The sequence below is a fragment of the Nostoc sp. genome, from assembly GCF_036917415.1.
In the GTDB taxonomy this organism is placed as follows: Bacteria; Cyanobacteriota; Cyanobacteriia; order Cyanobacteriales; family Nostocaceae; genus Nostoc.
In genome coordinates this window covers 100,500-113,282 of record NZ_JBALDJ010000073.1, presented here as the reverse complement: position 1 = coordinate 113,282, position 12,783 = coordinate 100,500, and the positions used below count along the sequence as shown (strand labels likewise).

At 39.3% G+C, this 12,783-nt stretch carries 8 protein-coding genes and 1 pseudogene; 4 read left to right on the top strand and 5 right to left on the bottom strand.

The window, feature by feature from the left end:
* Positions 1-91: 91 nt before the first annotated feature.
* The 3 genes from V7K41_RS14840 to V7K41_RS14830 all read left to right on the top strand — a co-directional run bounded on the left by V7K41_RS14840 (position 92) and on the right by V7K41_RS14830 (position 2,074).
* Positions 92-817, top strand: coding sequence for a pyridoxine 5'-phosphate synthase (locus V7K41_RS14840; protein WP_334849263.1), 726 nt, complete (start codon positions 92-94; stop codon positions 815-817).
* A gap of 146 nt (positions 818-963) precedes the next feature.
* On the top strand, positions 964-1,683 hold the full coding sequence (locus tag V7K41_RS14835) for a SnoaL-like polyketide cyclase (RefSeq protein WP_334849261.1): 720 nt from the start codon (positions 964-966) through the stop codon (positions 1,681-1,683).
* A gap of 61 nt (positions 1,684-1,744) precedes the next feature.
* Positions 1,745-2,074, top strand: a complete 330-nt coding sequence (locus V7K41_RS14830; RefSeq protein WP_334849259.1) for an MgPME-cyclase complex family protein — start codon at positions 1,745-1,747, stop codon at positions 2,072-2,074.
* A 338-nt stretch (positions 2,075-2,412) separates the two neighbouring features.
* Here the strand turns inward: V7K41_RS14830 and V7K41_RS14825 are convergent, their stop codons facing one another.
* The 5 genes and pseudogenes from V7K41_RS14825 to V7K41_RS32880 form a co-directional block, all read right to left on the bottom strand.
* On the bottom strand, positions 2,413-4,407 hold the full coding sequence (locus tag V7K41_RS14825) for a dynamin family protein (RefSeq protein WP_334849256.1): 1,995 nt from the start codon (positions 4,405-4,407) through the stop codon (positions 2,413-2,415).
* Positions 4,408-4,455: 48 nt separating this feature from the next.
* A complete protein-coding gene (locus V7K41_RS14820; protein WP_334849254.1) occupies positions 4,456-6,213 on the bottom strand; it encodes a dynamin family protein in 1,758 nt (585 codons plus the stop codon).
* 99 nt (positions 6,214-6,312) lie between these two features.
* The gene (locus V7K41_RS14815; RefSeq protein ID WP_334849252.1) at positions 6,313-8,265 is read right to left on the bottom strand and encodes a dynamin family protein; all 1,953 of its coding nucleotides are present in this window, start codon (positions 8,263-8,265) and stop codon (positions 6,313-6,315) included.
* A 165-nt stretch (positions 8,266-8,430) separates the two neighbouring features.
* Entirely contained in the window at positions 8,431-10,968 is a 2,538-nt protein-coding gene (locus tag V7K41_RS14810; RefSeq protein ID WP_334849251.1) for a lipase family protein, read from the bottom strand.
* Between the two features lie 556 nt (positions 10,969-11,524).
* A pseudogene (locus V7K41_RS32880) lies at positions 11,525-11,692 on the bottom strand (ISH3 family transposase); the annotation flags it as partial.
* Positions 11,693-11,941: 249 nt separating this feature from the next.
* On the opposite strand from V7K41_RS32880, the gene V7K41_RS14800 reads away from it, so the two are divergent.
* Positions 11,942-12,595: a hypothetical protein gene (locus tag V7K41_RS14800; protein WP_104908157.1), complete on the top strand. Its 654-nt coding sequence runs from the start codon at positions 11,942-11,944 to the stop codon at positions 12,593-12,595.
* Positions 12,596-12,783: the final 188 nt, after the last annotated feature.

Below are 12,783 nucleotides of genomic sequence, written 5' to 3'. Positions count from 1 at the left end.
TGTGTAATCTGTCTGTAGCTTCTTAAGCAAAACTACCTCTATTTCCGGTAAAATCAAGTTCTAAGGAATGTGGAATTGGGAGAAATTTGGGGTGCCTACACTTGGCGTTAACATTGACCACATTGCCACCATCCGGCAAGCGCGGCGGACGGTGGAACCAGATCCGGTAGCGGCGGCGGTACTGGCAGAATTAGCGGGTGCAGATGGAATTACGGTGCATCTGCGCGAAGATCGCCGGCATATCCAAGATCGGGATGTATTACTGTTGCGGCAAACAGTGCGATCGCATCTGAATTTAGAAATGGCAGCTACAGATGAAATGCTAGCGATCGCTCTCGATATCAAACCAGATTACGTTACCTTAGTCCCTGAAAAGCGCGAAGAAGTCACAACAGAAGGCGGACTAAATATTGTCGGGCAAATTGCTAGAATAGGTGAAATAGTCGATAAATTGCAAAGCGCTAGCATTCCAGTTAGTTTATTTATCGATGCTGAATTAGCACAAATTGAAGCATCTGTCAAGGTACAGGCGCAGTTTATTGAATTACACACCGGACAATATGCTGAGGCTAAGGATGAAACAAATCGCCAGCGAGAATTAGCCATATTAGCTAAAGGTTGTGAGCAAGCGATTCAAGCCGGATTGCGAGTCAACGCTGGTCACGGACTCACCTACTGGAACGTCTATCCGGTGGCTGCGCTTCCAGGCATGGAAGAACTAAACATTGGTCATACCATCATCAGTCGGGCAGCATTAGTAGGTATGGAAAGAGCAGTCCGGGAAATGAAACAAGCAATAAGAGGGGATGGGGCATAGGGCATGGGGCATGGGGAATTGGGGGACAAGTAGAATAACTTATCACTCCTCACTCCTCACTCAGCACTCAGCACTCAGCACTCCCAAAAGAGGGGTTGTCACTGCGAAATCTAGAAATTGGGATCAAATCTTCAGCAAAAACTTCTATGAGCGCAACACAATCTAATGACCTGCCGCTTTGGGTACAAGATAGAGATAAGGTGATAGCAGAAAGCACTGATGTCGAGTGGCGCTATCAGACACCGCCTGATTATTCGCGTTCCAAAGAAAATCTTGCCAAAGAAAGTATTTACAATCACCTTGAAGGTACACTAGAAGCGATCGTACAAAACTTGGTGCGAACCTTTGAGATGGAGGTATCATTCAAAGCTAACCCGCAACAGTGGTTATCTATTATTAATGAACAGTTTCGCGTCAGTACCAATGGTGGAGTAAAGTACACAGCAGCAGATGTATCAGCCCAAGGTACTTACAATTTATTTATGGCTGATTCAGAGCATTACAAGGCTTCAGAAGAAAGCTTTGAATCATCCGCAAAAGTCTTCCACACAACATTTCCCCAAGGATTTCCTTGGGAAGTGCTGGAAGTTTTCTCAGGGCCACCGAATGTAACATTTAAATGGCGGCATTGGGGACATTTTAACGGAGAATACAAAGACCATGCACCTACTGGAGAGACGCTAGAAATTATCGGCATGAGCATTGCAAAAGTTACCGATGACTTGAAGATTATTTCCTTAGAACACTATTTTGACAATAATCTGTTCTTGGAAAAGCTAACATCTGGTGGCAAACAGATAAAATCTGAAAACCAGAAAAGTGCTTGTCCGTTCAGTTCTTGGTTCAAGAAATCCCACAAAAGTTAGCTTGTAAGGGTACAGAGTCACTGTGCCCTGAAATTATTCACATAGCAACCAAAGGATGAAAATGCAAACATACCATTACGTTTTGGCAAGTGAACGCTTTCTTCTCCAAGAAGAACCGATACACGAAGTTCTCAAAGAACGCACCCGAAACTACCACGAACAAGAAAAACAAATAGATTTTTGGTTGGTTGAGCAACCAGCTTTCTTGGAAACACCAGAGTTTAAAGAGCTAAAGGCAAAGTGTCCCCAACCAGCAGTAGCAATTATTTCTACAAATCCTCAATTTATTACTTGGTTAAAACTGCGTTTAGAGTACGTCATCACTGGAGAATTCCAGGCCCCTTCTGAGGCAATACCAGATGCTTTAGCATCGTTAGCTACTGTATCTTAGTCCATAGTGAATGGGCACAAGGTGTCAAGAGTTCCAAGCCCACGGCTTAAGTCGTGGGATTGAATTTTTAATTTTTAATTTTTAATTTCGAGAAGTGAGTGACATTGGCTGGTATCCGAAGGAAGACTTCTAGCTTGATGGCGATCGCAATCAAGTTAATTGAGAATACTATCAATAAGCTACAAGTTGATGATTAGGATTTAATGTTTCAGCCGCGATCGCATCCAAAGATAAATCTCGAACAGCTACACACTTTAAGGCTTTTGGCGCTAACTGAACCGTATTGCATTCCCTTCATTCACTCATCACAAATATCCAACTTACGATGGAGAAGTCCTTTACATGGTGGCTACTTGTGTAATTAGTTCATCTAATTCATTGTCAATTGCATCTAAATTTTTGCGAATAGATGCTAACTCATGCAGTTTCTGTTCGACATTCTCCTGCCCTTTTTGCTTTTCTGACAATATAGAATCTACTTGGTCTCGAATATTTTGAATTTCCTGACCGAGTTCTTGGTCAACAGCATCCTTAATCTTGCCTATTTGCTGGACGACGGCATTGCTGAGTTCGTCGGCTCTTTGGAAACTATCTGTACGAATTTGGTTGATAAATTTCTCAGTGACTGCTGCCTTAATTTTGTCATTAGTTGACTGAATTTTCCAAGCACCTTGAACAAGACCGCCAATAACCATAGCTGGAATCAGAATAAACGGATTGAGACCAGCAAAGGCATAAGTTACAGCAAATAAAGCGAATTGTGCAATTAAACCTTTCGCCATTTCTTGAAAACCAAAAGCTGCTCCCAGTGCACCAGCAGCAGCATTTCCCAACAAATAGCCTCCAGCAGCAGCAAGAACACGCTCAAGTAAAGACACTTTTGCTTCTTGATATGTGATTGTATCTTGGGAAGCAGAAGTACCAGCAATTAAATCAACGCGTAAATCTTCTACGTTTCTAACAAATGCTTCTGCTCTTTGCTCTAATTCAAGCATGAGGTTTTGTAATCGCTCAGTTAAAAATGGTTGTAGTTCTGAAGATTGCCATGTAGCAAATTCTGTCTCTATCCTGTTAGCAAGATAGTTTTTAACTTCTTCGACTACTTTTTCTATCTGTGAAGTCACCCATTCAAACTTCAAAAATTTAACTGGCTCTTTAATTTCATATTCTCTCATCCACTCTGTGATTTTTGTCTCAGCCAATTCCTGATATAACTGCTGTGTTTTTTGATGTATAGATGGCTTGGTATCAGCAATAAAGTTAGATACACGGGTAATTATTTGCTGACGTTCCAATTCTAGTAATCTCAATGGTTCTTGAGCAGCTTCATATCGTTCTTCCAAAATTTTTAAATCGGTGCGTAGGAGTGTTTCTCGCTCAGGAATTATCCGCCTTGCCTCACGAATTGCACTTTTGACTTCTTTGGCAGGTTGGAGAATTTTGAGTCGTCCTTTTTGTGTAGTGAGAAATGTTGCTAACTCTACTTCCAACTCAGGTACACCAGATTGATTCAATCGCTGCTCATCTGGTTCTAGACGACCTTCCAACGCACCAAGAGCATCAATAAAAAATATACTTTCTTTACCACGTTTTGTACGATCAGCTAGTTTGGAGAAAGCATATTGTTTGATACTTTCTCTTTCTTTGGGTCTAATTTGGTTAATTCGATTGCAGATGAAGAAAATATCTTCATGTCCCATATTAATCAAATTATTATCTATGAAATTAAGTTCACTTTGGGAACCGAGAACTTCACAAGAGAGAACAAACAGAACAGCATCAACAGTGGATAAGTAATCCATTGTGACTTTCTGGCGAATTTCATGCTCATTCAGTCCAGGAGAGTCAATAATCTCCACACCATCTTTACAAATTTCTAAAGGCCAGAATAGCTCTAACTTTTCGTAAGGATTTTCTTTGATTTCACCTACGTTCTCTTTAATTACCACATACTCTTCGATTTTATCAATGGGAATTTCCTTGGCTGGCTTTACTCCATTATCTGTAGAGTTAGTGTAATGCAGTAAAGCACGTTCGGGATCTCCCCATTTAACCTCATTAATAATAGCGGTACAAGGCTTTGCATAAGCAGGCAAAACTTCAGCGCCTAGCATGGCATTAATAAAAGTGCTTTTACCGCGTTTGAATTCTCCTAAAACTAGTACTTTAAAGCTGTCTGCCTGAACACGAGTTTCCAACTTATGCAGTGTTTCTTGCCAACCTTTCATATCCAAGGAATCTAATACATCTAGCTGACGCCCAATGAGAGCAACTAAAGCTTTCCGCCGTTGTTGAAACAAGTCAAACTGTTCATGGGGACTAGTCTGAATCATAATTAACCTCCAAAAAATTTCAGAATTTCAAACAGATGGAAACAGGAATTAATGGTTGGACGTTTCTACTGCTGCGAGGATTTCTTGTTTCAAAGCAGAGGCTTTGTCAAGCATTTGTTGCCAAGGTTGTTCATCGGAGTCTGGATGACTTACTTCAATCGCAGCCGTTTTGGCAGATTGCCAGGTAAGTTGTTGGCGTTGGATATCTTCTGCTATTTGCTGGTATATCTGGCGTAGTCGCTCAAAGATCCGCTCGCAATATTCGTTAAATGCCTTGTCTATAGAAAGTTCCAATTTTTTCTCTACTTGTTGTCGCTGTTCTTCTAATTTGTCACTGAGGAATTGTTCGCTTAAAATAGCTGCACCCAGACTGAGAGCGATCGCCATCACCGCTGCCCCTCCTGTAAGATAGCTACCAATTACTGCAACACCACCGCCAAGTCTTGTTAACCAGCGGTAACCCTGAATGGGAGACATTTCCAACTGTGGCAAGTTAGGCTTTATCTCTAGATTTTCCTGTTTTTGACTTGATTGCTGAGTCATTTGAGTAGAAAATGTGTGAGATACTTCTGCTGTTAGCCAGTCAAAATCATCAGCAATTTCCTGAAGCAGGAATTCTTCGGATTTCTGTCCCAAAGAAAATAACTCCCGCCGCAGCCGCAAAGGTAACTCACGCTCCCACCAAGTTTTGGGATTATCTGTCTGACTCAATTCTTGGTTCAGTACTTCTATGAGCCTGCTTTTGCTACTAAAAAGATTTTCCTTTAATGTTTGTCCGTGCTGAATACGTCGCCGATCCAGTTCTAAGCGAATTTGTTCCCATTGAAGTTCAGCAGTTCGCATTGCTGCTTTTGCCTTTTTTAGTGCCTGTTCGTATTCAGCAGCGCTCATTTTTGCAGATGCGATCGCCACAGAACCTATATCAATCAACTGAGCCAATATATCAATGAGTTGTTTTGCTACCTGCTGACTGCGCCATACTTTGTGATTGCCTCTTGCTACCATAGCAGTAATTTGCGATTGCACTGCCTCTATTGCTTCGGTGTCGTTCGTATTTTCATCTACTGGATAAGATGGTAAAACTAGTATATCTGCCGAAATTTGGGCTATCCGTTCTCTAGTGACAGCTATTACTTCTTCTCGTTGTTCATGTTGAATGGTATCCAATTTAGATACAATGACTAGAATCCGGGGAATGTGCTTACCAATCACTTCTTGTTCCAGAAAGGCAGCTTCCGTCACACTAAAGGGTAGCGTGGCACTAACTAACAGTACTGTGGCATCACACTGACTAAGTAAATCAAAGACAATCGCCGCGCGAGTAGTATTGAGTTCTCCAATTCCTGGCGTATCAATTAATTCAGCATCCAGTGCTTCTAGCCAAGGATGAACTAGGGTGATCTGGACTTTAGCCAATACTTCCTGCTCTTTGCCGTCTGAGTCAGTTACTACCAAGTCGTTCCAAGAAGCAGCATCTATTTCTCGATGTACTTCTGGGCTACTGTCAAAACTAACTACCATGCTGTCTTCTGTGCCAGGGGTAATAGTAGTTAGAGTTGCTGTAGTTGGCAATGCTCCCGTTGGTAGCAGATCCCGTTCCAACAATCGATTCAGCAAAGTACTTTTACCACGACTAAATTCACCAACAACAGCCAGTCGAAACCCAGGAAAATGCAAGCGTTCTGCGATCGTTTGCAATTGGGAAACTATCTCTGCAACAGAACAGGATTCTGCCAGTAGCGAACTTTGGTGCAGCCAAGAGTCAAGATACTGACTGAGATCCATAGGATGTTGATCAATCATCATATAAAATTCTCCTATTACTAAACTTTCTGAGTGGAGAAATCGACAACTACTAATCGGTTGTCAAAAACACTTTACGCTTTGAGAAAATCCTCGACATCTTTACTTACCTTCAATTGCTGCTAACCTTTGTTGCTTTGCTGATAAAGATTTCCGTCGTCTGTCTATTTCTTGGAGATCCGCTTGCATAGTTGTCTGCAAGTTAGTCAAACGCTGCAATTTTGTTTTTTGTACTTGCAATATCCCCTCAACAGTTGCCTTGTATTGAGCCATGTATTGGTTAATATGCTGTTTGAGGAAATTACTGACGCTGCGTGCGTAGGTTTGTATTTCATCTTGAGTTTTGCCCTTCACACTGTTAAAGTGAGAATCCAGTGAAGGGCGCAGTTTGTCCCACAATTGCTGCTTGCGTTTCTCTAAGGAAGCACCCATAATCCCACCGGATACAATTAGACCGACTAAACCACCTATGACTGTACCCACAACTGGTAAGATAGCAGTGCCGATTACAATTCCAGTAGCTATTCCTCCAACTGTAACAAAACCATCTTTAGTGTCCATCTGTTCCTGAAGTGATTGCATAGAAGTAAAAACATCAGATGTGTTGATTTGCACACCATCATGCATAGTGTTCTGAATTTCAAACCCTCCTCCGAGTGTCTGTAGCCGACTATACACCTCAAAAAATTTGCTATCAAACTCACGACTGGCTCCTATTGCTGCTTGTGAGATACTCTTAATTTTGTCTTGCAGTTCCTGTTGTAGTTCATCTCGATCTGTTTCAAGGATTGATTCCGCCTCATTTTTGACAACATTCTCTAGCGCCTGTAAATCTTCAGCATTGAAGATGGCGTTGTATATTTTTAATATAGTTTTGTCTCGATATTTTTCAACACACTGACTACTATTTGCTATCGTTGTTGAGATAGCGTCGTCAAGCATTCGCTGACACAACAGCTGCTGTTCAGCAGTAAATAAGACAAGATCCGGGATGATTTCTCGTTTAATTGCTTCTTGACGGTGCTGATAATTTTCCCACTGCGATCGCAAATTTCCCTCTAGCTGCTCAAATAATCGTGTCAAAAGACGCAAGACATTTTCTGATATGGCGAGTAAACGCTCTCGACACAAGCGATTAATGACTAATTTTTCTAGCTGTTCAAATCTCTCTTTCCACACAAGTAAATCTGGTGGTACTGGTTCTTCACCTGTGATATTATCCATCACGACTTGCGCGGAACAACTGTATAAAATTGGTGGTTTAATGCCAAGCTGTTCTACGAGGCGCGATCGTAAGCTATTCAACACATCACTCTGTTCCCTCTGCCTAATCTGATCCATACGTGTGACTACAAACACACAACGATGCAGAAACGGTCGCAAAGCATCCCCCAAAAAACTAGCTAGGCTCTGGGATAAAGGTATGGTTGCCGGAATAATAATAATTCCTGCATCAGCCTCGTTCTCTATAACTTTTCTGGTAACTTCTCCATGTAGCGCATTGGTGGCATTAGTTCCAGATGTGTCAATAATGACAATACTATTGGCAAGAAACAGAGCAGGGTGGGTAATAGTAAGTTGCTTCACATCTTTAGCAAGTTCATCTTTGGCAGTAAGGACGTGAATGAACTCTCGAGTATCAATACCATTAACTCCAAGTAACCACGGGATAGTGATTTGTTGGCTATCTACACGGGTTTTTACAATTCCTGGGCGAGTTCCGCCAAGCTGTACTTCGACTTGTAGGCAACTACCGTAGCGCAGTTTAGTAGCAGCAGCTGTGGTTGGCAAGACTGAGGTTTTGAGCAAATCATCTCGCAGTAGTGCATTGATAAAAGTACTCTTGCCACTAGAAAATTCCCCAATAACTGCTAAATAGAGATTGGGATCACCACATCGCTTTTGAATTTGGTTAATTTGAGAGTCAATTTCGCTCTTTAACGCAGCAGAAATCTCTTCTCCCTGGATTATATTTGCAGCAAACTGTAAGTGGTCTTCAACATCCGTCAAAGCATCCAGTTCATCTATAGTTTCTTGAGTTTTAGTATTTATCACAGTCCTTGAATTCCTTTCTCAGGCTGTTTCTTCGGGAGCATCTCAATTTTTGAAAAACGCAGAGGGGAGAAAATGATTTCGCAATATGTACTGGCGAAGTAAATGGGGTAACTAATCCTGGGATTAGTCTTCTTCTTATTCAGAGCCAGTAATGTCAGGAGCATCCTACATCAAAGATTGAATCTCTTCCTTCAAGGCAGATGCCTGAGTAATTAAATTTTCCCATTGATCTTTACCTCCCTCATTAACAGTTGTTTTTAAGCTGCTTTCCCAAGCTGTGTGCCAAACTGCGTGATTCTTTTTCGTTTCCTGTATTAATTGTCCATAAATTTCCATAAGACGTTTTGATAGATTTTGACAATACTCATCAACAACTTGTTCTATTCGTTCATCCAGTTTCTGTTCCAAAGTTCGTCTGTGTTGATCTCTTATATTAATGATAGACAGATTACCAAGTAATTCAATAATTTTTCCTATAACACCTCCGAACATCATTCCAATGACTGTAGGTAGCTCAGCTACAATGGAAGAATAGTCGGTATCAATTTGAAAATTTTTCAAGTCTGGTAAATCAATATCTTTTGCAACTATTTGTTGTGTGAAATTTTTGTTTATTTCATCTTTTAACCATTTAAAATTATCAGATATAGCCATTAAAGTATCCTCTTCCAGCTCTTTTTTAAAACGTGAAAGTCGATGTTTAAGAAACTTAGGCATAACTGATTCTGACCAGTTTTTAATATTCTTGGAATTATGTATCTGCCTGGATAATTCTACTTTCAACTCTTCTTTTAAATCGAGAATTTTTTGATTCCATTTATCTTCATGCTGTTTACGCCGTTTCTCTAAATTACAAAAAATATCTTCCCAAGCAAGCTGAGATTTTTTTATGTATTGATCTGCTTGGCTTAACACTTTTTCCTTGTCTGTTGCATTATTAAGCTCAATCGAGGTTACGGATTGACCAATTTCAATTAAAAGATTTAGATAATGTATCAGTTGATTTAATACTTTTCTTTCGCGCAATATCTGACGCTTTCCTTTACTCGCCATTAGTTCAATCTGAGTTCGCACTCGTTTAAGTGCATCATTTTCTAAAGTAGTAGGCTCAAGTGGATGTAAAGGAAGAATAGGAATTTCTGTAGAGATTTCCATGACTCGGTTACTGATAGACTCAAGTACACTTACTTTTTCTTCTACTTGAGAAATTCTGTCTAGGTTTGAAACAGCAACAAGGACATTAGGAATATGACGACCTAAAACTTCTTGTTCCAAAAAGATCGCTTCTGTCATGCTAAAGGGTGATGTTGCACTAATAAGAATAACAGCAGCATCGCACTTCCTTAATACATCGGATATTAAGGCAGTACTACGATGACTTAAATCTCCTACCCCTGGTGTATCAATTAGTTGAATATCAGTAGTTTGTAGCCAGGGATGAACAACAGTTAAACAAACTTCAGTTCTTCCATTTTGCTTGCCACTAACCCGATCATTAGCTAACAGATCGCTCCATGAGGATTGTTCTATTGTCCTAGTTTTCCATTCATTTTGAGAGGAAGGAACTTTTAAACATTCTTGTTTACCTGCAACAATTGAAATCAAGCACCCTGTAGTAGGTATAGCTCTGACGGGAAGTATATCTCGGTTTAATAAACGGTTGATTAAGGTACTTTTACCACGGCTGATCTCTCCAATAAACCCTAAGCGAAAGCCTGGTAATTGCCAAGATTTTTTAAGTTTCTGAAGTTCAGTAACAACATCAGTACAAGAAACGGATTCAGCTAATTTTATAGCTTTATTAATGAAAACATCAATATATTGTTTTTCATCTGTATTTTCTTTATGTAAAAGTTCAAGCTTTATAGGTTGTTTATCTAAATACAAGCATTTTTTTATATGTTCAATGTATCTGTCTATAGAGTGATTTTCTGATATAGCTTTTAAGCTTAAATAATGTCTTAAATTTCCCATCAGTATTTCGTTTTCAAGTCTCTTCTTCCATCCAGTCAAATTTTCAATTTTTTGTTGACCTTTTACTAGATAGTTGAGAATACCAGTATGTTGATATCCAATTGGTATGAAGTCATTGTTTAAAACTAAACGAATTACATGATGATTAATTGGCAAATGTGGTACTATATCATTGCCATATTCAACACGATAATGAATTGGCTGATATGAACTAACAAAAACTTGATCGCCAACACGAGGTGCTCCATAAGTATAGACAGCTTCTACAATAGAAGGTGAAAATCTAGTAGCCATTAAAATAGCTATTGCTCCACCAAGACTATGCCCAGTTAAGAATAACCTCAAGTTTTTATTGTTTTTTTTAATTTCAATTAGCTTCTCTATTTCGCTATAATACTTGTCAACTAAATTAGCAAAGCCAGAATGAACCATTCCTTGACCAATAAAATCTTCTGCCTGTGTAAACTGAAAATTTGTAACCCAATCTACAATATTTTCTGACCCTCGAAATGCTATGGTTATATATTTGTTATCTTTATATTGAAAATATCCTATAAAGCCTGATAGATCGCCGCGGCTGTAAGAAAATGGCTCAACTTCAAATATTTTGCTATCTTTAGATATTTCTTCCTTGACAGTTTCAGGTATAGGTATACTTAACCTGTAAGTATATTTAGAAGCATAAGCAAGACAGAGAGCTATTTCTTTATTAAATGGTTGAATAGACATACATTTACTCCTTCTGTTCTGCTAAAAGGTATTGTTGCATTAGTAAGTAAAACAACTGCATCACGCTGACTTAGTACATCGAATGTAAAAGCAGCACGGCGCTCACTTAAGTCTTCTACCCCAGGTGTATCAATAATTAATTCGGCATCAAGTGCTTGTAACCAGCACAAGCAACATGAAACTGCTTCTTGAGATTGTCTGGAATACTAATGTGCATAGCGATTAGTAGTTTTATAACAGTGTCTATATGAAGCTACAAATGTATAGAACCAGATTCCAGATTGATATTAGCATTATTAAGTAAATTTACGATAGTAGCTAAAATCAAGGTAAACGCATTTAAAGTATAATAATCCTTTAATAGCAAGGATTTCGACGTTTTTCAATTGAGCCGATTTTTTCATCAATATTCTTATGCCGTAAGGGTTTCAGAAATACCGTGCGTTTGCTCTGATTCTGCTTTGATAATTTTCAGTAGACCGAAAACTTCTACGAACGCTAAAAAATAGTAGTGTATAATACAATTTATTGGAGGAATGTAAAAAGCTGATTGCTTTGTGTTTTGTTGTTGAACAGCTTTGATAGCTAAAGTAACTCGTTTATGCTTTTTAATTACATAGAAGGTAGCATAAGCATAGAACGAACAAGTACCATTTTTTGCTTGACTTGTATAAATATATGGTGCTTCTAATGGTGATGGCTCATCATAATAAGGAATCAAATTTCAACTAATCCATCCAACATTAGTATTTAAAATTACTGATTTTAAATACTAATCCACTTAGATAGATATTTATCACAGAGCGGTATCTTCTTTACGAGACGCTACGCGAACGGTAAGCTTCTCTACGAGACGCTTCCGCTTCACGAACGCTAACGCAAAACATTTCGGTCTACTGATATTATTTTGGGGGAACAAAATATTTTTTTATAAAATCTTCTAAGACACCTTAATTTACATAATTTAACTTTTGTGCATAGATTTCAGACTTTACCAAGTGTTTTAGGATTAGCGATCGCAGGGTTGATTGGTGGCATGAGTTCTGTACTTGCTCAAAAAACCATTCCCTCTTGTCAACCACCAAATGCGGGTGAGTATCTTTTATTAGTAGTCAGTCCCACAGCAAATAATCAAAAGCAGTTACGTAGCGCCTTACCACCTGAACTTAAAACTATCACCTGTAAATATCTCAACGAAACCGTGACACGAGTTGGGGGCTTTAACAAAATTGACGATGCCAATCGTTGGGCAAGATATGTCAGCAATATTGTTGGCTTGTCTGCCATCATTACCACACGACCAACAACAACGGCAGATGTACAGCCACAGTCACAGCCAAAACCACCTCAGCAGACAGTCAGTTATAATCCTCAAGCATTAGGAGAAGGTTATGCAGTACTGGTAGATTATTACAACCGTCCAGAACTAGTAAATAGTGTGCAGCAAGTGGTCGGAGGTAACGTCGGTTTTGTTTCGTATGGACAACGCCCTTACTTGCTAGCAGTTTATACCACTAACCAAAGTGAAGCTTATAATACATTGCAAAAGCTAAACAATGGCGGTTTCGTTGCCAGCCTAGTAGATAGTCGTAAAGTGATTCTGCTGCGCTCGACTGTGCGGTTTTAGTGATATTAAGTTCACTGGCATCCTGATGCAACCTATCAGATTGGTAATTTGTCAATTGACGGAATTTTAGATGTTAAATTTTGGATTTTAAATTCAAAATTTAAAAAGGTTTCAAGCGAATATATTTATTTATATTCGCTCTGTGAGAAACAAGTTATTTGGAATAAATCCTTTTACCCTTAATCTCC